The organism is Parapedomonas caeni, assembly GCF_041060555.1.
Lineage (GTDB): Bacteria > Pseudomonadota > Alphaproteobacteria > Sphingomonadales > Sphingomonadaceae > CAUJIW01.
On record NZ_JBEUDS010000028.1, the window covers coordinates 1 to 26,566 of the forward strand.

24 protein-coding genes and 1 pseudogene are annotated in these 26,566 nt (G+C 66.0%); 19 read left to right on the forward strand and 6 right to left on the reverse strand.

Annotated features, from left to right (window positions below):
- From ABU113_RS14880 to lpdA, 9 genes are all read left to right on the forward strand, one after another.
- Positions 1 to 208: hypothetical protein (locus ABU113_RS14880; RefSeq protein ID WP_454560290.1), on the forward strand; the 208-nt coding region annotated here is incomplete at its 5' end.
- Positions 209 to 252: 44 nt separating this feature from the next.
- On the forward strand, positions 253 to 825 hold the full coding sequence (locus tag ABU113_RS14885) for a cold-shock protein (protein WP_454560291.1): 573 nt from the start codon (positions 253 to 255) through the stop codon (positions 823 to 825).
- 16 nt (positions 826 to 841) lie between these two features.
- Entirely contained in the window at positions 842 to 1,372 is a 531-nt protein-coding gene (locus tag ABU113_RS14890) for a DUF192 domain-containing protein (RefSeq protein WP_454560292.1), read from the forward strand.
- A gap of 89 nt (positions 1,373 to 1,461) precedes the next feature.
- Positions 1,462 to 2,739, forward strand: coding sequence for a phosphopyruvate hydratase (gene eno, locus ABU113_RS14895; protein WP_454560293.1), 1,278 nt, complete (start codon positions 1,462 to 1,464; stop codon positions 2,737 to 2,739).
- Positions 2,740 to 2,811: 72 nt separating this feature from the next.
- Positions 2,812 to 3,141, forward strand: a complete 330-nt coding sequence (locus ABU113_RS14900) for an FtsB family cell division protein (RefSeq protein WP_454560294.1) — start codon at positions 2,812 to 2,814, stop codon at positions 3,139 to 3,141.
- A gap of 182 nt (positions 3,142 to 3,323) precedes the next feature.
- Complete coding sequence (gene pdhA, locus ABU113_RS14905) at positions 3,324 to 4,406, forward strand: pyruvate dehydrogenase (acetyl-transferring) E1 component subunit alpha (RefSeq protein ID WP_454560295.1); 1,083 nt, start codon at positions 3,324 to 3,326, stop codon at positions 4,404 to 4,406.
- A 1-nt stretch (position 4,407) separates the two neighbouring features.
- On the forward strand, positions 4,408 to 5,790 hold the full coding sequence (locus ABU113_RS14910; RefSeq protein WP_454560296.1) for a pyruvate dehydrogenase complex E1 component subunit beta: 1,383 nt from the start codon (positions 4,408 to 4,410) through the stop codon (positions 5,788 to 5,790).
- Between the two features lie 81 nt (positions 5,791 to 5,871).
- Positions 5,872 to 7,218, forward strand: a complete 1,347-nt coding sequence (locus ABU113_RS14915; protein WP_454560297.1) for a pyruvate dehydrogenase complex dihydrolipoamide acetyltransferase — start codon at positions 5,872 to 5,874, stop codon at positions 7,216 to 7,218.
- A 68-nt stretch (positions 7,219 to 7,286) separates the two neighbouring features.
- Complete coding sequence (gene lpdA / locus ABU113_RS14920; protein WP_454560298.1) at positions 7,287 to 8,702, forward strand: dihydrolipoyl dehydrogenase; 1,416 nt, start codon at positions 7,287 to 7,289, stop codon at positions 8,700 to 8,702.
- A gap of 135 nt (positions 8,703 to 8,837) precedes the next feature.
- Here the strand turns inward: lpdA and ABU113_RS14925 are convergent, their stop codons facing one another.
- A complete protein-coding gene (locus ABU113_RS14925; protein ID WP_454560299.1) occupies positions 8,838 to 9,539 on the reverse strand; it encodes a carbonic anhydrase in 702 nt (233 codons plus the stop codon).
- A 204-nt stretch (positions 9,540 to 9,743) separates the two neighbouring features.
- Between ABU113_RS14925 and lipA the strand changes: the two genes are divergently transcribed.
- Entirely contained in the window at positions 9,744 to 10,700 is a 957-nt protein-coding gene (gene lipA, locus ABU113_RS14930; RefSeq protein WP_454560300.1) for a lipoyl synthase, read from the forward strand.
- The gene (locus ABU113_RS14935; protein ID WP_454560301.1) at positions 10,700 to 11,182 is read left to right on the forward strand and encodes a type II toxin-antitoxin system RatA family toxin; all 483 of its coding nucleotides are present in this window, start codon (positions 10,700 to 10,702) and stop codon (positions 11,180 to 11,182) included. The genes lipA and ABU113_RS14935 overlap by 1 nt, the downstream gene beginning before the upstream one ends.
- Here the strand turns inward: ABU113_RS14935 and ABU113_RS14940 are convergent.
- The gene (locus tag ABU113_RS14940; protein ID WP_454560302.1) at positions 11,122 to 11,637 is read right to left on the reverse strand and encodes a CinA family protein; all 516 of its coding nucleotides are present in this window, start codon (positions 11,635 to 11,637) and stop codon (positions 11,122 to 11,124) included. The two genes, ABU113_RS14935 and ABU113_RS14940, sit on opposite strands and share 61 nt — an antisense overlap.
- A gap of 24 nt (positions 11,638 to 11,661) precedes the next feature.
- Positions 11,662 to 12,828, reverse strand: coding sequence for a bifunctional 2-C-methyl-D-erythritol 4-phosphate cytidylyltransferase/2-C-methyl-D-erythritol 2,4-cyclodiphosphate synthase (locus ABU113_RS14945; protein ID WP_454560303.1), 1,167 nt, complete (start codon positions 12,826 to 12,828; stop codon positions 11,662 to 11,664).
- Between the two features lie 84 nt (positions 12,829 to 12,912).
- Between ABU113_RS14945 and dusB the strand changes: the two genes are divergently transcribed.
- The 7 genes and pseudogenes from dusB to hflX all read left to right on the forward strand — a co-directional run bounded on the left by dusB (position 12,913) and on the right by hflX (position 22,093).
- Positions 12,913 to 13,896 (forward strand): tRNA dihydrouridine synthase DusB, encoded by a 984-nt coding sequence (dusB, locus tag ABU113_RS14950; protein WP_454560304.1) that lies wholly within the window; start codon positions 12,913 to 12,915, stop codon positions 13,894 to 13,896.
- On the forward strand, positions 13,893 to 15,011 hold the full coding sequence (locus ABU113_RS14955) for a two-component system sensor histidine kinase NtrB (protein ID WP_454560305.1): 1,119 nt from the start codon (positions 13,893 to 13,895) through the stop codon (positions 15,009 to 15,011). Before dusB ends, ABU113_RS14955 begins: the two co-directional genes overlap by 4 nt.
- Positions 15,008 to 16,462 carry a nitrogen regulation protein NR(I) gene (ntrC, locus tag ABU113_RS14960; RefSeq protein WP_454560306.1) on the forward strand — a complete coding sequence of 485 codons (1,455 nt, stop codon included), beginning with the start codon at positions 15,008 to 15,010 and terminating at the stop codon, positions 16,460 to 16,462. The genes ABU113_RS14955 and ntrC overlap by 4 nt, the downstream gene beginning before the upstream one ends.
- Before the next feature lie 102 nt (positions 16,463 to 16,564).
- Entirely contained in the window at positions 16,565 to 18,886 is a 2,322-nt protein-coding gene (locus tag ABU113_RS14965; protein WP_454560307.1) for an ATP-binding protein, read from the forward strand.
- The gene (gene ntrX, locus ABU113_RS14970; RefSeq protein WP_454560308.1) at positions 18,876 to 20,264 is read left to right on the forward strand and encodes a nitrogen assimilation response regulator NtrX; all 1,389 of its coding nucleotides are present in this window, start codon (positions 18,876 to 18,878) and stop codon (positions 20,262 to 20,264) included. Before ABU113_RS14965 ends, ntrX begins: the two co-directional genes overlap by 11 nt.
- Positions 20,265 to 20,492: 228 nt before the next feature.
- A pseudogene (gene hfq, locus ABU113_RS14975) lies at positions 20,493 to 20,738 on the forward strand (RNA chaperone Hfq); the annotation flags it as partial.
- Between the two features lie 98 nt (positions 20,739 to 20,836).
- Positions 20,837 to 22,093, forward strand: a complete 1,257-nt coding sequence (hflX, locus tag ABU113_RS14980) for a GTPase HflX (protein ID WP_454560329.1) — start codon at positions 20,837 to 20,839, stop codon at positions 22,091 to 22,093.
- 10 nt (positions 22,094 to 22,103) lie between these two features.
- Here the strand turns inward: hflX and mazG are convergent, their stop codons facing one another.
- Positions 22,104 to 22,946, reverse strand: a complete 843-nt coding sequence (mazG, locus tag ABU113_RS14985; RefSeq protein WP_454560309.1) for a nucleoside triphosphate pyrophosphohydrolase — start codon at positions 22,944 to 22,946, stop codon at positions 22,104 to 22,106.
- 135 nt (positions 22,947 to 23,081) lie between these two features.
- Here mazG and ABU113_RS14990 point away from each other — a divergent pair, with 135 nt between their 5' ends.
- The gene (locus ABU113_RS14990; protein WP_454560310.1) at positions 23,082 to 23,393 is read left to right on the forward strand and encodes a hypothetical protein; all 312 of its coding nucleotides are present in this window, start codon (positions 23,082 to 23,084) and stop codon (positions 23,391 to 23,393) included.
- Positions 23,394 to 23,514: 121 nt separating this feature from the next.
- Here ABU113_RS14990 and ABU113_RS14995 read toward each other — a convergent pair whose 3' ends face one another.
- Positions 23,515 to 24,891, reverse strand: a complete 1,377-nt coding sequence (locus ABU113_RS14995; protein ID WP_454560311.1) for a fibronectin type III domain-containing protein — start codon at positions 24,889 to 24,891, stop codon at positions 23,515 to 23,517.
- 264 nt (positions 24,892 to 25,155) lie between these two features.
- Positions 25,156 to 26,361, reverse strand: a complete 1,206-nt coding sequence (locus ABU113_RS15000) for a choice-of-anchor F family protein (RefSeq protein WP_454560312.1) — start codon at positions 26,359 to 26,361, stop codon at positions 25,156 to 25,158.
- Between the last annotated feature and the right edge of the window lie 205 nt (positions 26,362 to 26,566).

Sequence of the window (26,566 nt, forward strand, 5' to 3'; positions counted from 1 at the left end):
TGCAAACTCCACCATAACGATGAACCCGGTGGCCACCAGCGACGCCGCATTCCGGGGTGGGGCATGCCCCACCCCGGAATACACCATCGCCTACACCGGAAATTACACCACGAGCGCGGACGCTAACGGGATAAATGTCGCTTTCCTGCAATTAGTTGCGTCTGTTGTTTGTAAATTGGACCACTGCAAAACATGTGATAATTGGTAGTCTCAGGCACAGTCAAAATGGTGCGCAGCGTTGGAAGGATCCAAATGGTGGAGCCGGTTCACGGAGGAGAGAACCTCGGCCAACCAGTCGAAACCGCTGGGGAGGAAGTAACCGGGACGGTCAAGTGGTTCGACTCGGTCAAGGGCTATGGCTTCCTGGTGCCGCTCGATGGTGGCGGGGGCGACGTACTCGTCCATTTCTCGGTATTGCGGGAAGTGGGACGACGGACGTTGCCGGAAGGCGCGACACTGACCTGCCTGGCGGCACGACGGGATCGTGGCCGGCAGGCGACCAGGATTCTCAGCCTCGACCTCACGACAGCAGTGGGGCCTGACCCGGAGTCGGCCTTGCAGAAAGCCGCGGACCGCGTCGATCCGTTGTCGCTCATCACCAATGCCGGCGACTTCGAGATCGTGACGGTCAAGTGGTTCAACCGCCTGAAAGGCTATGGCTTCCTGTCACGCGGCGCGGGCACGCAGGACATTTTCGTCCACATGGAAACGCTGCGTCGTGCCAGCATCGGCGAGTTGCTACCGGGGCAGGACTTGCGCGCCCGCATAGCGCCCGGCGAGAAGGGGCCTCTGGCGGTCGTCGTGGAGTGGCCGCCCGAGACCTGAGTGTTCGGAGTTCCTTGTGTTCCGGTTCTGGCGTAATCTTCCACTGGTCCGGCTGGCCGCCTGTATCGGGCTGGCCCTGCCGTTTCCCGGCGGCCTGCCCGGCGGCGCCGGGCCGGTGGCGGCGGCCGACATCGCGGGCACCCCCCAGCGCCTGCGGCAGGCGCCCCTGCGGATCACGCTGGCCGGCGGCAGAACCGCCGTGTTCACCGTGCAGGTCGCGACAACCGAGCAACAGCGCAACACCGGCCTGATGCACCGGCGGGATATGCCCGCCGACGAGGGAATGCTGTTCCTGTTTCCGCGCAGCCGCCCGGTTTCGTTCTGGATGCAGAATACCTTCATCCCGCTGGATCTGCTGTTCATTGACGACAGGGGGCGTATCTCCGGCATTGTCGCCAACGCCCGGCCACACTCGCTCGACATCATCGACTCGCCGGGTCCGGCGGCCGCTGTGCTGGAGATCAACGGCGGCCTGGCGGCGCGACTGGGAATCGCCGTCGGCGATCGGGTTGCCTATCCCGCGACCTTGCGCGACGAGGTCCACTGACTCCTCCCCGTCGCACGCGGACTTGTCGGCCGGCCCGCTGGCCGCTAGAGGAGCCGCAGCAACCGTCGACACCCACCGTGGAGAAAACCATGACCGCCATCATCGACATTCTGGGCCGCGAGATTCTCGACAGCCGCGGCAACCCCACGGTCGAGGTGGATGTGACGCTGGAGGACGGCTCGTTCGGCCGTGCCGCCGTGCCGTCGGGCGCCTCCACCGGCGCCCATGAGGCGGTCGAGAAGCGCGACGGCGACAAGGGCCGCTACCTCGGCAAGGGCGTGCTGGCGGCGGTCGAGGCGGTCAACGGCGAGATCTTTGATGCCCTTTCCGGCCTTGACGCCGAGGATCAGGTGGCCATCGACCAGATCATGCTCGACCTCGACGGCACGGCCAACAAGAGCCGGCTGGGCGCCAACGCCATCCTCGGCGTGTCGATGGCGGTGGCCAAGGCGGCCGCCGACGCGCGCGGCATCGAGCTGTATCGCTATATCGGCGGCGTTTCCGCCCGCACCCTGCCGGTGCCGATGATGAACATCATCAACGGCGGCGCCCATGCCGACAACCCGATCGACATCCAGGAATTCATGATCATGCCGGTCGGCGCCGACAGCCTGGCCGACGCGGTGCGCTGGGGCGCGGAAATCTTCCACACCCTGAAGAAGGAACTGTCGACGGCCGGTCACAACACCGCGGTCGGCGACGAGGGCGGCTTCGCGCCGAAGCTCGCCAGCACGACGGACGCCATCGACTTCATCATGAAGGCGATCGAGAAGGCTGGCTACAAGCCGGGCGAGGATGTCTATCTGGCGCTCGACTGCGCGTCGACCGAGTTCTTCCATGACGGCAAGTATGTGCTGGCCGGCGAGGGCAAGACCCTCGACAGCGGCCAGATGGCGGCCTACCTCGCCGATCTGGTGGCCAAGTATCCGATCATCTCGATCGAGGACGGCATGGCCGAGGACGACTGGGCCGGCTGGAAGGCGCTCACCGACCTCATCGGCGGCAAGTGCCAGCTGGTGGGCGACGACCTGTTCGTCACCAATGCCGTGCGCCTGCGCGAGGGCATCGCCAAGGGCGTCGCCAACTCGATTCTGGTCAAGGTCAACCAGATCGGCTCGCTCACCGAGACGCTGACCGCCGTCGACACCGCGCATCGCGCCGGCTACACCGCCGTGATGTCGCATCGCTCGGGCGAGACCGAGGATGCCACCATCGCCGACCTCGCGGTGGCCACCAACTGCGGCCAGATCAAGACCGGCAGCCTGGCGCGCTCCGACCGGCTGGCCAAGTACAACCAGCTGATCCGTATCGAGCAGGAACTGGCCACGGCAGCCGTCTATGCCGGCCGGAGCATTCTGAAGGCATAAATTCACCAATCAATGCCTTGAACCACAAGGCAGACTCTTGACGGGCGGAGTCGCCCGTGGTGATGTGGCACCATGCTGCCGGACAATGACTTGACTGCATTGCTCAAGCGGGCCCTGGTGCCCGCCGGCTGCGTCGTTGCCATCGCCTATTTCGGCTATCATACGCTGCAAGGGCAGAACGGCCTGCGCGCCTATGGCGCCTATGAGGCACAGATCGCCGATCTGTCGCATGATGCCGCGAAGCTGCGCCAGCAGCGCCAGACGCTGGAACATCGCCTCGCGCTGCTCTCGCCGGACCGGGTTGACCCGGACTATGCCGACGAACTGGTGCGACGCCACCTCGGCCTCGCCGATCCCAATGAAGACATCATTCTGCTGGACCCGCCATCCGAACAGCGGTGACAGCGCGTTGTACGCCGGCCAACGCCGGACTCTGGACGTATCTGAGAATAGCCCTTCGCGTTTCATCCTCCAGGGTATCGCGGCGGCTAATATGCCTTGGCGTCACGGCTTTTGCGCGCTAACAAGCAGAAGAGACAATTTTATAAAACCGAACGTTTGGTTATATTCCTAGGAGGGAGCCCATGGCCAAATCCCCCGCCAAGCCGAGCGGTGGCGCCAAGAACAAGGCCGCCACTGATGCCCACGACCACCTTCGCACCACCCGGATTCCCGCGCCGGCCTATCCGCAGACCTACAAGGCGAGCGTCGATGAGCTGAAGCAGTTCTACCGCGAGATGCTGCTGATCCGCCGCTTCGAGGAGCGGGCCGGCCAGATGTACGGCCTGGGCCTGATCGGCGGCTTCTGCCATCTCTACATCGGCCAGGAAGCGGTGGTGGTGGGTATCCAGTCAGCGCTGCGCAAGGGCGACTCCATCATCACCGGCTACCGCGACCATGGCCACATGCTCGCCTGTGGCATCGATCCCAAGCCGGTGATGGCCGAGCTGACCGGCCGCGCGGGCGGCATCTCCCGCGGCAAGGGCGGCTCGATGCACATGTTCTCGGTCGACCACGGCTTTTACGGCGGCCATGGCATCGTCGGCGCCCAGGTGTCGCTGGGCACCGGGCTGGCGTTTGCCCACAAGTACAAGAAGGACGGTGGTGTCGCCGTCACCTATTTCGGCGACGGCGCCTCCAACCAGGGCCAGGTCTACGAAAGCTTCAACATGGCCGAGCTGTGGAAGCTGCCGGTGATCTACGTCATCGAGAACAACCAGTACGCCATGGGCACCAGCGTCAATCGCGCCTCGGCCGAGGATCAGCTGTTCCGCCGGGGCGAGAGCTTCCGCATTCCCGGCCTGCAGATCAACGGCATGGATGTCTGCGAGGTGCGGGCCGCCGCCGACGAGGCGGTGGCGTGGGTGCGCGCCGGCAAGGGCCCGGTGCTGCTGGAGATGAAGACCTACCGCTATCGCGGCCACTCTATGTCCGATCCGGCCAAGTATCGCTCCAAGGAGGAGGTCGAGCAGGTGCGCGAGCACTCCGACCCCATCGAGGGCTGCAAGAAGCGCCTGCTGGAAAGCGGCCGGGTGACCGAGGAGGAGCTCAAGGCCATCGACAAGGAAATCCGCGCCCTGGTCGCCGAGGCGGCCGATTTCGCGCAGAACTCGCCGGAGCCCGATCCGGCCGAACTCTATACCGACGTGCTGGTGGAGGCCTACTGAGATGGCGACCGAGATTTTCCTGCCCGCCATGTCGCCCACCATGGAGGAGGGCACGCTGGCCAAGTGGCTGGTCAAGGAGGGCGATACCATCAAGGCCGGCCAGGTGATCGCCGAGATCGAGACCGACAAGGCGACCATGGAGCTGGAGGCCGATGACGCCGGCGTCGTCGCCCGCCTGCTGGTGCCGGGCGGCGCCGAAGGGGTCAAGGTCGGCACGCCGATCGCGCTGGTCGCCGAGGAAGGCGAATCCGTCGCGGCGGCCGCTGCTGCCCCGGTCGCCCCGGCGCCTGTGGCGACGGCCGCCCCCGCAGTCAGTGCGCCGGCCCCGGTGGCGGCGTCAGCCCCGGTGGCAGCGCCGGTTCTGGTAGCCAAGGCCGATCCGGCCATTCCCGCCGGCACGCCGATGGTCAAGATGACCGTGCGCGAGGCCCTGCGCGACGCCATGGCGGAGGAAATGCGCCGCGATGACCGCGTCTTCGTCATGGGCGAGGAGGTCGCGCAGTATCAGGGCGCCTACAAGGTGACCCAGGGCCTGCTGGACATGTTCGGGCCCGACCGGGTGATCGACACCCCGATCACCGAGCACGGCTTTGCCGGCATCGGCGCCGGTGCCGCCATGGGCGGGCTGAAGCCGGTCATCGAGTTCATGACCTTCAACTTCGCCATGCAGGCGATCGATCACATCATCAACTCGGCGGCCAAGACCAACTACATGTCCGGCGGCCAGATGCGCTGCCCGATCGTGTTCCGCGGCCCCAATGGTGCCGCCGCCCGGGTCGGCGCCCAACACAGCCAGAACTACGGCGCCTGGTACGCCGCGGTGCCGGGGCTGATCGTGCTGGCGCCCTATGACGCCGCCGACGCCAAGGGCCTGCTGAAAGCCGCCATCCGCTCGCCGGACCCGGTGGTGTTCCTGGAGAACGAGCTGCTGTACGGCCGCACCTTCGAGGTGCCGCAGATGGACGATTATGTGCTGCCGATCGGCAAGGCGCGCATCATGCGGGAAGGCACCGACGTCACCCTGGTCGGTTATTCGATCGCCGTCGGCGTGGCGCTTGAGGCCGCCGACAAGCTGGCCGCCGAGGGCATCAGCGCCGAGGTGATCGACCTGCGCTCGCTGCGGCCGCTCGATCGCGCCACCGTGCTCACCAGTCTGAAAAAGACCAACCGGCTGGTGGTGGTGGAAGAGGGCTGGCCGCAGTGCTCGATCGCCTCGGAAATCGCGGCGATCTGCATGGAGGACGGCTTCGACGACCTCGATGCGCCCGTGCTGCGCGTCACCGACGTCGACGTGCCGCTGCCCTACGCCAACAACCTGGAGAAAATGGCGCTGGTGAAGGTCGATGACGTCGTCGCCGCCGCCAGGCGGGTCTGCTACCGCTGAGCCCTTGTTGCTGTATCGTTGAGGAAGAGAAGCCCGGCCGCGCGCCCCCGTCGCGTCCCGGGCTGTCTGGGGGAAGAACCGATGGCTATTGAAATCCTGATGCCCGCCTTGTCGCCGACCATGGAGAAGGGCACCCTTGCCAAGTGGCTGGTGAAGGAAGGCGACAGCGTCAGCGCCGGTCAGGTGCTGGCGGAGATCGAGACCGACAAGGCGACCATGGAATATGAGTCCGCCGACGAGGGCACGGTGGGCGCGCTGCTGATTGCCGCCGGCACCGAGGATGTCGCGGTCGGCACGCCGATCATGACCCTGCTTGAGGAAGGCGAGAGCGCGGGCGCAGCCCCGGTCGCCAAGCCGACGGCACAAGCCCCGACGCCGACGCCGACCCCGGCACCGACCCCGGCGCCAACCCCGGCACTGACCCCGGCGCCAACACCTGCACCCGTGGTCGCGGCACCCGCCCCGGCGCCTGCCGTGGCGACCCCGGCCGCCATTCACGACGACCGCGTCAAGGCCTCGCCGCTGGCCCGCCGTCTGGCCGAGCAGATGGGGCTCGACCTCAGCGACGTCGAGGGCAGCGGCCCCGGCGGCCGCATCGTCAAGGCCGATCTCGCGCGCGCCCAGGCGGCGCCCGCCGCGCCGCGCGCACCAGCCCCGGCGCCAGCAGCAGCGCCCGTGGTGGCGGCCGTCGCGACACCTGCTGCCGTCGCGCCGACCCTCTATCCGCCGCCGGCCGATGTGCCGTTCGAGGAAATCCGTCTGCCCGGCATGCGCAAGGTGATCGCCAAGCGCATGGCCGAGAGCAAGTCGACGGTGCCGCACTTCTACATCACCGTCGATGTCGAGCTGGACAAGCTGCTGGCCACCCGCAAGTCACTCAACGCGGCGCTGGAGGCCGACGGCGTCAAGCTGTCGGTCAACGACTTCGTCATCCGCGCCTGCGGTCTGGCGCTGAAGAAGGTGCCGGCCGCCAATGCCCAGTTCGCCGGCGACAAGATGTACCAGTTCCACCGCGCCGACATCTCGGTGGCGGTGGCGGTGCCCGGCGGCCTGGTGACGCCGGTCATCAAGGGCGCCTGCGGCAAGGGCGTCGCCGATATTTCCCGCGAGATGGCGTCGCTGGCCAGGAAAGCCCGCGACGGCAAGCTGCTGCCGGAAGACTATCAGGGCGGCACTTTCTCCATCTCCAACCTCGGCATGTTCGGCATCAAGCAGTTCGACGCGGTGATCAATCCGCCCCAGGGCGCCATCCTGGCGGTGGGGGCGGGCGAGCCGCGCCCGGTGGTCAAGGACGGCGCGCTGGCCATCGCCACGGTGATGTCGGTGACGCTGTCGGTCGACCATCGCGTGCTCGATGGCGCCATCGGGGCCGAGTTTCTTGGCGCTTTCAAGAGGTTGATCGAAGAGCCGCTTTTGTTGATGGCTTGAGGGTGAAGCCGGCTCTTGGCGGGGCCGGCCCCTGAATGAACGCGAACCGCGAACGAGAGAGAGCGCAAATGGCTGAGACCTATGATGTTATCGTGCTGGGTGGCGGCCCCGGCGGCTATGTGGCGGCGATCCGGGCCGCCCAGCTGGGCCTCAAGACGGCGCTGGTGGAGCGCGAGCATCTGGGCGGCATCTGCCTCAACTGGGGCTGCATCCCCACCAAGGCGCTGCTGCGTTCATCGGAAATCTACCACTACATGACCCACGCCGCGGCCTATGGCCTGAAGGCGGACAATGTCAGCTTCGACCTGGCCGCCATCGTCAAGCGTTCGCGCGGTGTCGCCGGTCAGCTCAACGCCGGCGTCAAGGGCCTGTTGAAGAAGAACAAGGTCACCGTGGTCGACGGCGAGGGCCAGCTGGTGGGCAAGGGCCGGCTCGCCGTCTCGAAGGGCGGCCAGGCGGTCGCCGAGCTGGAGGGCCGCCATATCATTCTGGCCACCGGCGCCCGCGCCCGCGAACTGCCGCACCTCAAGGCCGACGGCAAGCTGGTGTGGACCTATCGTCATGCGCTGGTGCCCGAGGTCATGCCGAAATCGCTGCTGGTGATCGGCTCGGGCGCCATCGGCATCGAGTTCGCCAGCTTCTTCTCCGACCTCGGCGCCAAGGTGACGGTGGTCGAGGCGCTGGATCGCATCTTGCCGGTGGAGGACGAGGAAGTCTCGGCGTTCATGACCAAGGCGCTGACCAAGCAGGGCATGACCATCAAGACCGCGGCGTCGGTGACCAAGCTCGATCCCAAGGGCGACGGCGTGACCGCCACCATCGAGGCGGCGGGCAAGGCCGAGCAGCTGACGGTGGACCGCGTGATTCTGGCCATCGGCATCACCGGCAATGTCGAGAATATCGGCCTTGAGGCCGTCGGCGTCGCGGTCGAGAAGGGCCATGTCGTCACCGACGGCTATGGCCGCACCAATGTCGAGGGCATCTGGGCGATCGGCGACCTCGCCGGCGCGCCGTGGCTGGCGCACAAGGCCAGCCACGAGGGCGTCACCGCCGCCGAGATGATCGCCAAGGCGCTGGGCAAGGGCGCTGACCTGCATCCCCACCCGCTCGACACCGGCAATATCCCGGGCTGCACCTACTGCCGGCCGCAGGTGGCCAGCGTCGGCCTCACCGAGGCCAAGGCCAAGGCCGCCGGGCATGAGGTGAAGGTCGGTCGCTTCCCGTTCATCGGCAACGGCAAGGCGATCGCGCTGGGCGAGGCGGAAGGCTTCGTCAAGACCGTGCTGGACGCCAAAACCGGCGAGCTGCTGGGTGCCCACATGGTCGGCGCGGAAGTCACCGAACTGATCCAGGGTTACACGGTTGCCCGTACGCTGGAGACCACCGAGGCCGAGCTGATGGCCACCGTGTTCCCGCACCCGACGTTGTCGGAAATGATGCACGAAAGCGTGCTGGACGCTTACGGCCGGGCTATTCACTTCTAGGCTTAGTCCCTTCCGGGGCCTGGTCCGTTCTCGGATCTGGTCCCTGCCGGGGTCCTTGCGGCCCGGACGATCAGCGGCCGCCGCCGGAACCCCGGTCGGCGGCCGTCGCCGTCATGGAACCACGTTGTTGGCCGATCAGTCCTCGGTCCAGCTCATCTGCACCGGCTCGAACCGGTCGGACTGGGTGTCCAGCAGCTTTAGGATGCCATCGGCGATGTCGAAATAGGCGCCATGCAGCCGCAGCACGCCCTCGCGTTCACGCTCGGCGACGAACGGGAAGGTTCGCAGGTTGGCGATGGACTGGCGGATCGCCGCCTGTTCCAGCGCCCGCTGCGGGTCGATGTCCGGCGCGATCTTGTAGGCCATCATCACCTGATCGCGCACCGGCTTGATCAGCGCCATCCATTTGCCGATGAAGCTGGCGTCGGCGGCATCGTCGTCCTCATTGTCGAAGTCGCCGGTCAGCGAGGCCTGGATGCCACCGCAGCGGGCATGGCCGAACACCACCACATGCTCGACCTTGAGCTGGGTGACGGCATATTCGATGGCCGCGCTGGCACCATGACGGCCGCCGCCGGTCTCGAACGGCGGCACCAGGTTGGCGACGTTGCGCAGCACGAACAGCTGGCCCGGCTCGGCGTCGAATACCACGGTGGGGTCCACCCGGCTGTCGCAGCAGGCGATCATCATCACCTTGGGCGACTGGCCCTGGTTGGCCAGCGAGTCGTAACGGGTGCGATGGCGGGTGTAGATGTCGCTGCGAAACCGGCGATAGCCGTCGATCAGGAACTCGAAATCAGACACGCTGGGCGCTTCCTTCTCATTGTCGTCGTGCATAAACGTCCTTCCTGAACCTACGTCAACCCATGCTGCCACCGTCGTCGCGCCGGCCGGAACCACCGTCCGGGCGGGACGTCGCTGGCGGTCCTGACCCACCGCCAGGGCGGGACGCCATTGGCGGCCCTGACATAGTGTGGTCATCCCGCCGGGCAAGGCGTCACAACAGTTGGAATGTGACGGTCGAGGGATTATGTGGGGTCCATGAACAAGCCAGAAATCCTCAGCCCGGACGCCGCCAGCCCCGAGACGCCGCAGCCGCGCGTGCGCAAGCCGGAATGGCTGCGCGTCCGCGCGCCCACCTCGCCCGAGGTGGGGGAGACCCGCAAGCTGATGCGGGACCTCAAGCTGCACACGGTGTGCGAGGAAGCCGCCTGTCCGAACCTCGGCGAATGCTGGAAGCAGAAGCACGCCACGGTGATGATTCTCGGCGACACCTGCACCCGCGCCTGCGCCTTCTGCAACGTCAAGACCGGTATGCCGCGCCCCGTCGACCCGATGGAGCCCGAGCATGTGGCGGATGCCTGCGCGGCCATGGGACTGGAACACATCGTCATCACCTCGGTCGATCGCGACGATCTGGCGGATGGTGGGGCCACCCAGTTCGTCCGGGTGATCGAAGCCCTGCGCCAGCGCGCGCCGGCCACCACCATCGAGATCCTCACCCCCGACTTCCGTAACAAGATGCAGTCGGCGGTGGAGCGCATCGTCGCCGCGCGACCCGACGTCTACAACCACAACCTGGAAACCGTGCCGCGGCTCTACCCGACGGTGCGGCCGGGCGCGCGCTACTATCATTCGCTGCGGCTGCTCGATCTGGTGAAGCGGCTCGATCCGACCATCTTCACCAAGTCCGGCATCATGGCGGGCCTGGGCGAGGAACGGCTGGAGGTCCATCAGGTGATGGACGACATGCGCTCCGCCGACATCGATTTCCTCACCATCGGCCAGTATCTGCAGCCGACGCCCCGGCACATCGCCGTCGATCGCTTCGTCACGCCGGCCGAGTTCAACGCCTACGCCAGCATGGCCAAGGCCAAGGGCTTCCTGCTGGTGTCGTCGAGCCCGCTGACCCGATCGAGCTATCATGCCGGCAGCGATTTCGCGAAGCTGAAGGCGGCGCGGCTGGACAAGCTGGCACGGGAGGCGGCGAGGGGCTGATGCCGCGGCACGCCGATCAGCGCATCCTGCCCTACAGCCCTGAGCAGATGTTCGATCTGGTGGCGGACGTCGGGGCCTATCCGCAGTTCCTGCCGTGGGTGGTAGGCGCCCGGGTCCGCTCATCCTCGCCGATGCTGCTGGTGGCGGACCTGATCGTCGGCTTCAAGGTGTTCCGCGAGACCTTCACCTCGCGGGTGACACTTGAACGGCCGCATCATGTGCATGTCGACTATGTGAACGGGCCATTGAAACACCTGCACAACGACTGGCGGTTCACCCCCGACGGGCAGGGCGGCACCCGCGTTGATTTCCATGTCGATTTCGCGTTCAAGAACCGCCTGCTGGAGGCGATGGTCGGCACCGTGTTTTCCGAGGCGCTCGGCCGGATGGTGGCGGCGTTCGAGGCGCGCGCGGCTGAACTTTACGCGTCCGAGACCCTCGTCACCGACGCCAGCAGTTCCAGCGCCACCCGCACGGCCTGAAGGCGTACCCCGGTCCGGTCCAGTCCCTCGAACACCCGCGTATCCGCGACCACATCCTTCTCGCTCTGGCCACGGCGGGCCAGGGCGAACACCACGGTGCCCACCGGCTTGCGGTCGCTGCCACCACCGGGGCCGGCGATACCGGTGATGCCGACGGCGACATCGGCATCGGAGCGCGCAATGGCGCCCTGGGCCATCGCCCAGGCGACGGCGACGCTGACCGCGCCAAAGGTCTCCAGCACGTCAAGGCTGACACCCAGCGTCTTGATCTTGGCCTCGTTGGAGTAGGTGACGAAGCCGCGATCAAGGACATCGGACGACCCGGCGATTTCCGTCAACGCGCCGGCCAGCAGGCCACCGGTGCAGGACTCGGCGGTGGCGATCTTCAGGCCACGGGCGCGAAAGGCGGTCAGCACAGCCTCGGCTTCGGCCACGATGTCAGCGGGGAACAGCATCAGCGACTCCATTTTCGGCGCCTCTTACACCGGAATGGTTACGGTGGCTATCGCCTGTGCCGCGATGCCCTCCCGGCGGCCGGTGAAGCCCAGGCCCTCGGTGGTGGTGGCCTTGACGCTGACCTGACCGGCCGCCAGCCCGAGCACGCCGGCGATCCGCGCCACCATGGCGTCGCGGTGCGGCCCAACCTTGGGGCGCTCGCAAATGATTGTCACGTCGACATGCTCGATGGCACCACCGGAGTCTGCCACCAGCCGGGCGGCATGGGCCAGGAAACGCACCGAGTCCGCGCCGCGCCACTGCGGATCGGAAGGGGGGAAGTGCTGGCCGATGTCACCGGCACCAATGGCACCAAGCAGGGCGTCGGTCAGCGCGTGCAGCGCCACGTCGGCATCCGAATGGCCAACCAGGGCGTGGTCATGGGGCACCTTGACGCCGCATAGCCAGACGTGATCGCCCGGCCCGAAGCGATGGACGTCATAGCCCATGCCGACCCGGCTCACCCGGCGCGGCGCCAGCAACCGTTCGGCCCGTGCCCAGTCTTCGGGAAGCGTCACCTTCATGTTGTCCTCGTCTCCCGGCACGATCGCCACCGTACCGCCGGCGGCGCGCAACACGCCGCCGTCGTCGGTATGGTCGGCCGTTGCCGCCCGATGGGCCGCCAGAATGTCGGCAAAGCGGAAGCCTTGCGGCGTCTGCACCCGCCACAGGCCGTCGCGGGCGACCGCGTCCGCCACCCGGTCGGTGCCGCGTACCAGCGTGTCGACCACCGGCAGGGCGGGGATGGCGCCGGCATGAACGGCGAGTGCTGCCAGCACCCGCTCCACCAGCGCGGACGACAGCAGCGGTCGGGCAGCATCGTGAATCAGCACGCGGCTGGCGCCGCCCTCGGCGGCAATGCTCTCCAGCCCACGCCGCACCGACTCCTGCCGGCTGGCGCCACCGATGATCGGCGCGCCCAGCGGCAGGCCGGCGATGGCGGCGTCGTAAGCGGGACGGTCATCGGCATGGATCACCACCCGCACGGCATCAATGCCGGGGTGCGCCAGCAGCAGCCCGGCCGACCAGCGCAGCAGCGGCTTGCCGGCCAGCGACTGATACTGCTTGGGCGCGGGCGCGCCACTGCGGCTGCCGCGGCCGGCGGCGACGATGAGGGCGATGGTGTGGCCGGTCTCGGGTATGTGCGACATCCTGCGCTTGTACGGAAGCCCTGCTTGGCAAACAACCGCATCTCGTGTAGAGCCCGTGCCTGTTTTTTGTGCAGCAGTGACGCCATGCTCAACATCGGTCCGGTTTCCATTCCCAACAACGTCATTCTGGCGCCGATGACCGGCGTCAGCGACCTGCCGTTCCGCCGGCTGGTCAAGCGCTATGGCTGCGGCCTGACCGTCTCCGAGATGATCGCCTCCGAGGCGATGGTGCGGGAAACTCGCCAGTCGCTGCTGAAGGCCGCCTGGGCACCGGAGGAAGAACCGGTGTCGTTGCAGCTGGCCGGCTGCGAACCGCAGGTGATGGCCGAGGCCGCCAGGCTCAACGAGGATCGCGGCGCCGCGATCATCGACATCAACATGGGCTGCCCGGTGAAGAAGGTGGTCAACGGCTGGGCGGGCTCGGCGCTGATGCGCGATCTGGAGCTTGCCGGGCGGATCATCGATGCCGTGGTCAAGGCGGTGACGGTGCCGGTGACGCTGAAAATGCGCATGGGCTGGGATCACAGCAGTCTGAACGCCCCGGAACTGGCGCGCATCGCCGAGGATCTGGGCGTGCGGATGATCACCGTACACGGGCGCACCCGCAACCAGATGTACGCCGGCACCGCCGACTGGCGCTTCGTCGCCAGCGTCAAACAGGCGGTCAAGGTGCCGGTGATCGTCAATGGCGACATCTGCACGCTGGATGATGCGGCAACGGCGCGGGAGCAGTCCGGCGCCGATGGCGTGATGGTCGGGCGCGGCGCCTACGGCAAGCCGTGGCTGCCGGGGCAGGTGATCCGCTTTCTGGAAACCGGCGAGCGACGGCCGGAACCGGGCTTCGCCGAGCAATATGCGCTGGTCCGCGAGCACTACGACATGATGCTGGAGCATTACGGCGAACGCACTGGAGTCAACCTGGCGCGCAAGCACATCGGCTGGTACACCAAGGGGCTGCCAGGATCGGCGGAATTCCGCAACAAGATCAACCAGATCGAAAGCTCCGCTGTGGTGAAGCATGAACTGGTGGCCTTCTACGAACCGCTGCTCGAAAAGCGCGCGGCATGAGCCGGACGGCCACACACGCGACCCCCGGCACCCTGGTTCCCGCCGCGGCCCTGCTTCAGGACATCGTCAACGCGCTGCCCGGCCCCGTGCTGTGCCTCGACCCCGATGACGTCATCCGCTTTGCCAATACGGCGGCGGAGTCCTTCTTCAACGCTTCCGCCGCCGTGCTGGAGCAGCGTGGCCTGCCGCACGTGGTGCCGGCCGACAGCCCGTTGCTCGGGTTGATCCGCGAGGCGCGACTGCAGGATGGCTCCTATTCGGAACATGCCGTCGAACTGGCGCTGATCGGCGGCCAGCGACTGGTTGCCGACATTGTCGTCAGCCCGCTGCCCGACCAGCCGGGCTGGCTGCTGCTGATGCTGCAGTCGCGCTCGATCGCCATGATGATCGATCGCCAGCTCACCCATCAGGGCGCCGCGCGCTCGGTGGTCGGTGTCGCCGCCATGCTGGCGCATGAGATCAAGAACCCGCTGTCGGGCATCCGGGGCGCCGCCCAGTTGCTGGAGGATGGCGCCGACGAAGGCGGTCGTGAGCTGACCCAGCTGATCTGCAGCGAGGTCGATCGCATCCGCGCCCTGGTTGACCGCATGGAGACCTTCACCGACACCCGCCCCCTGGAGCGCACGCCGGAGAACATCCACCAGATCCTCGGCCATGTCCGGCGCATCGCCCAGACCGGCTTTGCCCGCACACTCACCATCCGCGAGCGCTACGACCCGTCGCTGCCGCCGGTGCTGGCCAACCGCGACAAGCTGGTGCAGGTGCTGCTCAATCTGGTGAAGAACGCCGCCGAAGCCGCTGGTGATGATGGGGAAATCATACTGACCACCGCCTATCGCCATGGCGTGCGCGTGGCGCTGCGCGGGTCGACCCGGCGCATTTCGCTGCCGCTGGAGATCTGCGTCATCGATTCCGGTCCCGGTGCGCCGCCGGAGCTGGCGGACCATCTGTTCGAGCCGTTCGTCTCCTCGAAGCAGAATGGCAGCGGCCTCGGGCTGGCGCTGGCCGCCAAGATCATCGGCGACCATGGCGGCGTCATCGAATATGCCCGCCAGGCCGACCCGCCGCGCACCGTTTTCCGTATCCTGCTGCCTGTCGCCTCGGAGCTGGCATGACCGACATCGCCACCATTCTCGTCGCCGATGACGATCAGGCGATCCGCACCGTCTTGCGTCAGGCGCTTGCCCGCGCCGGCTATGACGTCAAGGTCACCGGCACCGCCGCCGGCCTGTGGCGGTGGATCGAGGAGGGTGTGGGCGACGTCGTGGTGACCGACGTGGTGATGCCAGACGAGAATGGCCTCGACATGCTGCCGCGCATCCATGCCCGCCGCCCGGACCTGCCGGTCGTGGTCATGAGCGCCCAGAACACCCTGGCAACGGCCGTCAAGGCGACCGAGCGCGGGGCTTACGAATACCTACCAAAACCTTTTGATATCAATGAATTGACCAGAGTTGTTGACAGCGCGATAGAGCGCGTGCGTTCACAACGCCCGGTCCACCGGCAAGACGTCCAGGGCACCGAGGAACTGCCGATGATCGGCCGGTCGCCGGTAATGCAGGAGGTCTATCGCACCATGGCCCGGGTGGTGCCGACCGATCTCACGGTGATGATCCTCGGCGAATCCGGCACCGGCAAGGAACTGGTGGCGCGCGCCCTGCACGATCTCGGCCCGCGCAAGACCGGTCCGTTTGTCGCGCTCAACATGGCGGCGATCCCGCGCGAACTGATCGAGTCGGAGCTGTTCGGTCATGAAAAGGGCGCTTTCACCGGCGCCTCGGCCCGCTCGATCGGCAAGTTCGAGCAGGCCCAGGGCGGCACGCTGTTTCTCGACGAGATCGGCGACATGCCGATCGACGCCCAGACCCGGCTGCTGCGGGTGTTGCAGGAGGGCGAATACACCTCGGTCGGCGGTCAGCGCACCAAGAAGACCGACGTCCGCATCATCTCAGCCACCAACAAGGATTTGCGCAAGCTGATCGAGAGCGGGCGGTTCCGCGAGGATCTGTTCTACCGCCTCAACGTGGTGCCGCTGCGCTTGCCGCCGCTACGGATGCGCGCCGACGACGTGCCGGAACTGGCCCGGCATTTCCTGGAACAGGCGCACCGGCAGGGTCTGCCGCGACGCTCGCTGGATGCCGGCGCCGTCACCTGGCTGCGGCAATATCCGTGGCCCGGCAACGTCCGCGAGCTGGAGAACCTGATGCGCCGGCTGGCGGCGCTAACCCGCGACGACATCATCACCGCCAGCGTGCTGGAACTGGAGATGCGCGAGGGCAGCGAACCGCTGGCCGTCATGCAGGCGACGCCGGGGCAGGGGTTGAGCGAGTCGGTCGAACATCACCTGGCCCGCTATTTTGCCACGTTCGGCAATGACCTGCCGCCCGATGGCCTCTATGACCGAGTGCTTCAGGAGGTCGAGCGGCCACTGCTGGTGATGGCGCTGGCAGCCACGCGCGGCAACCAGATCCGGGCCGCCAAGCTGCTGGGCCTCAATCGCAACACCCTGCGCAAGAAGCTCTCGGACCTCAACGTCAACGCCGCCAACCTCAAGCATGTGCGCTAGGCGGCAATGTCCGCAAGGGCGTTCATCGCAAACAGGTGATGTGCGACGGCCACACTGTATTCCAATAGTCACGTCATCGCGCTAGGGTGTGGCGTGCAGATCATGACAGCGAACTCCAATGCCCCACTGCCTGCCCGGCTGGCACGCCGCTGGCGGGTCGGCCGGCGCCGCTTCAGCCGCTGGGCGGGGCGGATCAATCTGTGGCCGAAGCTGGAAGTGGCACTGGCTGTCGTGGTCATGGTGCTGGGTGCCGGGACCTATTTCGCACTGTCCACCCAGGGTGCGCCGGTCAGCGTCGAGTCGCCGCATCTGGTCACCGCGCTGCTGGTGCTCAACCTCATCCCGCTGATGGGGCTCGCCGTGCTGGTGGTACGGCGGCTGACCATCCTGTTCGCCGACCGGCGGCGCGGCCTTGCCGGTTCCCGGCTGCATATCCGCATGGTCGGCCTGTTCTCGCTGGTCGCCATCCTCCCCACCATCCTGGTGGTGGTGTTTGCCTCGATGCTGTTCCAGTTCGGCCTGCAGTTCTGGTTCTCCGACCGGGTGCGCACCGTGCTCGACAACGCCGACCAGGTGGCGCAGGCCTATGTGCTGGAGAACCGCGACCGCATCCGCGGCGATATTCTCGCCATGGCGTGGGATCTGAGCCGGCAGGCGCCCCAGCTGGGGACCGACAACCGCGCCTTCGCCGATGTGGTGCAGTGGCAGGCGCTGGCCCGCGATCTCTCGGAAGCCATCGTGTTCCGGATCGCCGACGACCGCCAGATGGACGTCGTTGCCCGTGTCCGGCTCGACCCCAATGTCAACACCGCGCGCCTGCCCGAGGCCGAGGTCAACCGCGCCGCCACCGGCGTGGTGGTGGTGCTGGAAGGGCAGGGCGAGGATAACAACCGGGTTCAGGCCCTGATCAAGCTGGAACCCTACCGCAATACCTTTCTCTATGTCAGTCGCAAGGTGGCGCCGCAGGTGCTCGACCAGGTGGCACGCACCCAGTCGGCGTTGTCGGACTACCGTCAGCTGGTGCAGCGCCGCAAGGATCTGGAACTGCGCTTCAACATCTCGCTGGTGGTGGTGTCGGTCATCATCCTGCTGATATCCATCTGGGCGGCCCTGTGGCTCGCCAACCGGCTGGTGGCGCCGATCGGCCGACTGGTGCGCGCGGCCGACAAGGTCGGGCGCGGTGACCTGTCGGCACGGGTGCCGGCCCGCGGCAGCCCGGACGAAATCGGCGTGCTGGCGCGTGCCTTCAACCGCATGACCTCGCAGCTGCAGACGCAGACCAACGCGCTGATCGCCGCCAACGCCCAGGCCGAAAGCCGTCGCCGCTTCACCGAAACCGTCTTGTCCGGTGTTTCCGCCGGTGTGCTGGGCGTGTCGGCCGAGGGTATCATTACGCTGCCCAACCGCTCGGCGGCGGAGCTGCTGGCCAGCGAGGAAAGCGAACTGGTCGGCCAGATGCTGGCGGTGGCGGTGCCGGAACTGCAGGCCCTGGTGGACATCGCCCGCGCGTCGCCGGAACGTCGCTCGCGCGGCGAGGTCACGCTTGACCGCGAGGGCGTCAACCGGACATTCCTGGTGCAGGTCAGCCCCGACTCCGCCGCCACCGGCGCCAGCGGCTGGGTGATCACGTTCGATGACATCACCCAGCAACTGGCGGATCAGCGTCAGGCCGCGTGGTCGGACGTCGCCCGGCGCATCGCCCACGAGATCAAGAACCCGCTCACGCCGATCCAGCTGTCGGCCGAACGGCTGCGGCGCAAGTATCTGAAGGAAATCGTCTCCGACCCGCAGACCTTTGCCGCCTGCACCGACACCATCGTCCGCCAGGTCGGCGATCTGCGCCGCATGGTGGACGAGTTCTCGTCCTTCGCCCGGATGCCCAAGCCGGTGTTTCGCACCGAGTCGATCGCCGAAATCACCCGGCAGGCGATGTTCCTCCAGGAAGTGGCGCATACCGACGTCCGCTTCACGCTCGACGTGCCCAACGGGCTGCCAACCATGATCTGCGATCGTCGCCAGCTCGGCCAGGCGATCACCAATCTGGTCAAGAACGCCATCGAGGCAACACGGGCGCGCGCGCCGGACGCCGGCGGGCCGCCGGCCATCGACGTATCGATCAGTGTGGAGGACGACTGGCTGACGCTGCGGATCGCCGACAATGGCGTCGGTCTGCCGCAAGATCTGCGCAACAGGCTGACCGAGCCCTATGTCACGACGCGGGCGAAGGGAACCGGGCTCGGCCTGGCGATCGTGAAGAAGATCGTGGAGGACCACGGGGGAGAACTGACGCTGACGGACCGGGCGGGAGGCGGCGCCGTCGCGGAACTGCGTTTCAATCTGGCGGCGATCATGCCGCCTGGCGATGAGAGCGAGCCGACGGGTGGTACACCCTCGGACCTGTCGAAGGTGAGTCATGGCGCTTGATATTCTGGTTGTGGACGATGAGGCTGACATCCGGGAGCTGGTCTCCGGCGTGCTGCAGGACGAAGGCTACGAGACCCGCACCGCCGCCGACAGCGATTCCGCGCTGGCCGCGATCGCCGAGCGCCGGCCGTCCCTGCTGATCCTCGATATCTGGCTGCAAGGCAGCCGCCTGGACGGGCTGGAACTGCTGGCGCTGGTGAAGGAGCGTGATCCGTCGCTGCCGGTCATCATGATCTCCGGCCATGGCAACGTCGAGACCGCGGTCGCCGCCATCAAGCGCGGCGCCTATGATTTCATCGAAAAACCGTTTGAGGCGGACCAGCTCATCCTGCTGGTGCAACGCGCCACCGAGACCGAACGACTGAAGCGCGAGAACGAGGAACTGCGCGAACGCGCCGGCATGGATCTCGAACTCACTGGCAATTCCGCCGCCATCACCACGGCGCGCAACACCATCCGCAAGGTGGCGCCCACCGGCAGCCGGGTGCTGATCACGGGGCCCGCCGGTTCCGGCAAGGAGGTCGCGGCCCGCCTGCTGCATCTGTGGTCCCCGCGCAGCGGCGCGCCGTTCGTGGTCATTGGCGCCGCCAGCATGGAGCCGGAGCGGGTGGAGGTGGAACTGTTCGGCCTCGAACGCGACGGCGTGGTGGTCAAGACCGGCCTGTTCGAACAGGCCCACGGCGGCAGCCTGTTCCTCGATGAAGTAGGGGACATGCCGCTGCACACCCAGGCCAAAGTGCTGCGTGTCCTTACCGAACAGGTGTTCCAGCGCGTCGATGGCACCCGCAACGTCAAGGTCGACGTCCGGGTGATCAGCGGCTCGTCCAAGGATCTGCGTCAGGAAATCGCCGCCGGACGCTTCCGCGAGGATCTGTTCTACCGCCTCAACGTGGTGCCGATCCGGATGCCGGCGCTCGCCGAACGGCGGGAGGATATCCCGCCGCTGGTCGAGATGTTCCTCAAACGACTGTCGGTCGCTCGCGCCCGCCGGGCGCCCCGTGTCAACGCCGACGCGCTCGCCGCGCTCCAGACATACGACTGGCCGGGCAACGTCCGGCAGCTGCGCAATGTCGTCGAGCGGACACTGATTCTCGCCCCCAGCGAGGATGTCAGCGAGATTGACCTTTCCATGCTGCCCCCGGAACTGGTGGCGGAACCGGCGCGACTGTTCCCCAGCGAGGCGGCCCAGTCGATCATGGGCACCACGCTGCGGGAAGCGCGAGAGGCTTTCGAGCGGGAGTATCTGCGGGTGCAGATCCGCCGTTTCTCCGGCAATATTTCCCGCACCGCGGCCTTCATCGGCATGGAGCGTTCGGCATTACACCGCAAGCTCAAGGCATTGGGCCTGAGCGACGAGGATCGCCCGCTCGACGAATAGGCCTGCCCGACCTCGCGCTCATAACTGACCGACCGCCGGACATCCGACCAATAGTCAGTGGTCGGGGGGGTTGTATTTCTCCTGGCGCACTGCCATAAATAGAGGGCGAAAGTGTCGCTATAACAAGCTGCTAGCAATCGGACTCATAATAATCTCTCGGCTCAGGCCAAATACCGAGGTCGCAGGTCGGAATTTGCTAGATACAACTGGAGTCAAGCGAGGGCTTGAATGGCTGAAAAATCCAATAATCTTCAAGACGTCTTCCTCAACACCGTCCGCAAGAGCAAGACCCCCGTCACCATGTTTCTTGTGAATGGCGTGAAGCTTCAGGGCGTCATCACCTGGTTTGACAATTTCTCGGTTCTGTTGCGCCGCGATGGTCATTCTCAGCTGGTTTACAAGCATGCGATCTCGACGGTCATGCCAGCGGCCCCGATCTCGCTGTTCGAGGCCGAAACCACGGGCGAGGGGGACTGACCACGCCCTTGCCGACGCCATCGTCCAGCACGGCGAAAGCTCAAACCGGGCCCGCGTCATCGTATGGTGACGCGGGCTCTTTTGGTGCGACCGCCATCGTCGTCCACATCGACCTGAAGTCAACGCAGCGCGCTGACCACGCGCGCTCGGTGCAGGCCGAACTGGAGGAGGCGGTGGGACTCGCCGAGGCCATCGCCCTGAACGTGGTGGCAGCGCAGGTCATCGCCGTGCGCAAGGCGCGCCCCGGCACGCTGCTGGGCACCGGCCAGCTTGACCAGCTGGCGGCGCTGGTCAAGGAGCATGACGCGGCGCTGGTGGTCATTGATGGCGCGGTATCACCGATCCAGCAGCGCAACCTTGAAAAGGCGCTGGAGGCGAAGGTTATCGACCGGACCGGCCTGGTGCTGGAGATTTTCGGCGAACGCGCCCAGACCCGCGAGGGTACGCTGCAGGTGGAACTGGCGCATCTGATGTACCAGCAGAGCCGGCTGGTGCGCTCCTGGACCCACCTTGAGCGCCAGCGCGGCGGCTTCGGCTTCCTCGGCGGCCCCGGCGAGACCCAGATCGAGACCGACCGCCGGCTGATCCGGGAGCGTATCGCCAAGCTGCGGCGCGAGCTTGAGGATGTCCGCCGCACCCGGGCGCTGCACCGTCAGCGCCGCCAGCGCGCACCCTATCCGGTGGTGGCGCTGGTCGGCTACACCAACGCCGGCAAATCGACCCTGTTCAACAAGGTGGCGGGCGCCGAGGTGATGGCCAAGGACTTGCTGTTCGCCACCCTTGACCCCACCATGAGGGCGATCAGGCTCGGCCGGGAGGACAAGGTGATCCTTTCCGACACCGTGGGGTTCATCTCCAACCTGCCGACCCAGCTGGTGGCCGCCTTCCGGGCAACGCTGGAGGAAGTGATCGAGGCCGATATCATCCTGCATGTCCGCGACGTCTCCCACCCCGACAGTGAGGCGCAGAAAGCCGACGTGCTGAGGGTGCTCGAAGAGCTCGGCGTTCTCGACGACGACGGCCCCACTCTGGTCGAGGTGCTGAACAAGGTTGACCTGCTGCCAGTCGAGGAGCGCGACGCGGTCCTGGCCCAGGCGGCCCGCCACAAGGATGTGGTGGCGGTGTCGGCACTGACGGGCGAGGGGCTCGATACCCTTCGGGAACGGCTGGCGGACCAGCTATACGCCCATGCCCGACTGCACGAGATCGAGGTCGACCAGGCCGACGGCCGGCGCATTGCCTGGCTGTACAGCCATGGCGACGTGATTGGTCGCCATGATGGCGAAACCCATGTCCGCCTGCAGGTGCGGCTGAGCCCGGCCGAATTCGGCCGTTACCAGCAGCTGCGCTGAGCCGCCGGCTTCAACCAGCAGCGCCAGCCTTCTTTACCGCCTGCCACAAGGCTTCCATGGCATCGAGATCGAGGTCGGCGAATGCCGGACTGTCCGGCCGGCTGTCCGCCAGTTGCTCCATGGCGCGAAAGCGGCGATCGAACTTGTCCGTCGCGGCCTTCAGCGCCGTCTCGGCGTCGATGTCGAGCTTGCGGGCGAGGTTGACCACCGCGAACAGCAGATCGCCAACTTCCTCCATCTGGTGCGTCACATCGTCCGACGCCATGGCATCGCGGGTTTCCGCCAGTTCCTCGGCGATCTTCGGCAGCACAGCGGCGGCGTCCGGCCAGTCGAAGCCGACACGGGCCGCGCGGGCCTGGACCTTCTGGGCGCGCATCAGCGCGGGCAGGGCGCTCGCCACACCGTCAAGCGCGCTGGGCGACACGGCCGGGGCGGCCTTTGCCGTCCGCTCGGCCGCCTTCATGGCGTCCCAGGCGGCGGTCTGCTCGGCGGCCGTTGCCACCTGTGCCTCACCAAACACATGAGGATGCCGGCGGATCATCTTGGCGGTAATGCCCTCGACCACGTCCGCTACATGGAAAGCACCTTCCTCCTCGGCCATTCGGGCGTGATAGACCACCTGCAGCAGGAGGTCGCCCAGCTCCTCGCGCAGCGCGCCACGGTCGCCACTGGCAATGGCATCGGCAACCTCATAGGCCTCCTCGATGGTATAGGGCGCAATGGTGGCAAAGCTCTGTTCAAGATCCCACGGACAGCCACCATCGGGGTTGCGCAACCGCGCCATCACGTCGACCAGCGCGGCGAAGGCCGTGGCAGCGGAGTCACGTAACTTCTGGTGAAGAGCATCGGACACGTGGTTCATCCCGTATTCAGGGTTAATGCCGGAAATTCGTCCTAGGATATTTCCCGCCCGGCTGAAACCGGCTTTGCCGCTGGCGGCGGGAATGACCGGGCAGAACGAGCAAGACCCAAAGACCAAGGATGACAGATGGATATCGCGGAACATTCAACCATCGGGGACAATGGCATGGCAATCACCTCGACTCGATTGTTCCTGACCGGCGTACTGCTGCTTGGCGCCATCGCCGCCGCGATCTTCGCTGGTCGTGAATGGCACGAACATCAGAGCGCATTGAACGCGTTCAGTGTCGCGCCAGTCATCCAGCCTGCGGTCTGGAACGCTGAAGAAGGTCGGCCGGCGGAACTGATTCGTGGCCAGGCGCGCCTGTCCGTCGCGCCCCCGCACAGCCAGATGACCATCGAGCGGCTGGGACTTGCACCGGGCATGCGGGCCGCCTGAACAACGCCGGAAAGGGCGCCCTCCCTCAGGCCGCAAATGCGCATAATCTATATTATGTTAAATACCGCAATTGTAGCCGATGCAAAAAACACTGGCCCGGCACTCTGCTGGCGCTCCGGTGCTACTTGGCCCGGCTGGTGCACGGCACGCCATCGGGCCCCATCGCGCCGTTGCAGCGCCGTGCAGGCCCCTGGGCCTCGGGAATCTCGATCAGCGTCTTGTGACGGCCTTTGCGAACCAGATCGAAGCCGTCGTACAGCTTCCCCGTGGCGGTGTAGCTCCGGAACAGCAGACGATCGGCCTCGACGCGTGTCACCTGATAAAGCTCGGTGTCCTCGGCGACACGATCGGGTTGCGTCGCCGAGCGATCATTGAGGGCATACATTTTGGATCCGGTCACCGACACCAGATAGACCGGCCCCTGATGGCCACCCGCCGCCCGGGCTCTGGCTGATGCATCCTTGCCGGCCTCGGCGGTCAACCGGCTGTAACAGTGGTCGTGGCCTTGCAGGACGAGATCCACGTTGTACGCGTCGAAAACAGGCTTCCATGCCGCCTTCAGCTTGTTGAAGTCGACCGGACGGGCGCAGGTGTAAATCGGATGATGGAAGGCGACGATGTGCCACTTTGCCTTGCTGGCCGCGAGCGTCGCTTCAAGCCAGCGGGTCTGGCTGTCGATGGTGCCCAGCTCCAGCGCCGAGGTGGCGTCCAGCACGATGAAACGGACGCCCTGGAAATCGACATAATAGGTCGTTTCCCTGGCACCTTCGGCACCGTTGGCCGGCAGGGTGAACTGGCGGCTCCAGTGCGGCCCCAGCTCATAATATTCCTGGCCGTCGGCCCCGATCCTGTCCACATATTCGTGGTTGCCGGTGGCGGGGACCTGCGGGACGATGCTGTAGCTATAGCCCCCGGCCTGGGTCCACTCCCCCCAGTCGTCGTCGTGCACCTTATCGTCGCGCTGCGCGACAAGATCACCGGCATGGACCACCAGGGCCGGCGACTCCGTGGTATGGAAGGCCTGCCGGATCACCCGCGAGGCAATCGACAGGATGTTGTTCTGGGTATCGCCCAGATAGATGAAATTGAACGGCTTGAAGCCATCGGCGGCGGTACGGAACTGGAACCACTCGCTCCAGCCGGCGCTGCCCCGCACCCGATAGACATAGGCGGTATCGGGATCGAGATTGTCGAAACGCGCCTGATGATAGATGGCCGCGCCATTCTCGGTGGTGATCGGCGCGCTGACCCCGATGACCTGACGCGCACGCGCTTCAAGACTGGGACCATCAAGAGCCGGTGCGATCTGCGCCTGCGCCACGCTCTGGCCGACGTCGGTCCGCCAGGCGACGGCCATCTGGCGGGCGGCGCTGGCACCTGGCGTCAGTACGATCCGGTCGGGAAGCGAACGCGCCGCATAGGGCTGCCCCGGCGAATGAGGTCGCGACAGGGCCTCGCCAGCGCCGGCCGGCACCATCACACCTGCGGCCATGACCATGGCCAGCGCTACCAGGCCGCCGCTTGTGACTCCACCCCTGAATGCATGCCTCGTACCCATGGTAACCCTTCCCGTCAGCGCACCATCACTCCAGGCGCAGTTCTCCGCTGCTCGGATGACAGTTTGATGACATCTCGGCCATTGATGACATCTCGGCCATCGATCGCAAACAGTATCGCCATAAAATGAACCGCGCGCCGCCTTTCGGGCGACGCGCGGCAGACATTAAGCTCTATGTGCAGTAAGGCTTATTCGAGCGTCTGCTCAGCGCTTGCGACGCCGCGACAAACCAGCCAGACCAACCAGACCCAAGCCGATCATGGCCCAGGCGGCCGGTTCCGGCACTTCATTGACGACGAAACGCAACGTGAACTGGCTGACATCGCCGAGCTGTGTCGGATCGATGAAATAGGTCAGGTTGAACTTCGCCAGATCCTCGATGCTGTCCACACCAGCCAGACAGGGTGTGCCCGGCGCCGCGGTTGCGCACAGACCGGCCCCCGAAGACAACAGCAGCGCCGCTTCAAGTGCCTCCAGGCTGTCATATTGCGTGCCACCGTTACCATCGGCGATGACGCCGACCACGCCGTCGACCAATGACCGGTTCTGAATCCATTTGCCCGACGAGGCGTCCCAATGGGCGACCAGCACGGCATCGGTGTCGGGATTCCCGTCGCTGTCGTAGAAATAGCCGTTCGGCACCGTCGAATAGGACAACAGGTTTCCGAACAGCGCCTCATAGGCCCCGAACATGCCCAGCGACCGGATATCGTCCTCGCCCACCAGCTCAAGCTGATAACCGGACCGATTGACGTTGTCGAAATAGCCCGGCAGCGGATGCACCTCGTCCACCTCGCCGAACAGGCCGGCCGCGAACAGTGCACTGAGCTGGTTGTTGTGTGGTTGGGCACCAAAATCGACAAACCGCAGGCCATCGCCACTGGCGGACTTCTCGAACCCGGCCCCTACCCCATAGCCAAGCTGGATGGTGAACTTGTCCAGGACGCCGCCCGTGTCGTTGCCATACTTCTGGAACACGCGGTACAAACCGTCGTTGTCGGTCGTCGAAATGATGCTGCCATCATAGTTGAAAACCAGATCGATCGCCTCATGGCCGGTCCGGTTGAGCTTGAAGCGCTTGCCGCTCTGGCGCTCGCTGTTACAGCTGGCGGCGCTCGACGCCATGATGCAGTTGTCAACGTCGCCATTGCTGCCTGACGACGGCGCGCCATTGACCACTTTCAGACCCGGCGAGTCGGTTTCGTCCAGATCGAACACGACAGAGCCACTGGTGACTGCGGCCGCGTCCGGCACCGCCCTGTCATAGATATAGCTCGCGCCATCGGCATCGACGGTCACGACATTGCTCTGGTTCCACCCGGTGATGGCGCCAGCCAAGGCGGTCTGCGCGATGGCAATGGTGATCAGCGACGTCGCGGTCGCCAGACCTAGTGTTTTCAACATGGTCATTACCCCAGTACTGGTTATCGAGCGACGCTCTGACGGGCGCCGTGCTTTGTTACGGAGCAAGAACCATGCCGCGCTGGGCGCGTCCTTTAGATTCAATACGGTAACGACTCAATCGTCATGGGTACATGTGTTCTTATATTAGAATATGTAAAACTTTTCGACAGTCCGACTGCGATATCCGGCTTGTCGAGAACCAGCCGGCTAC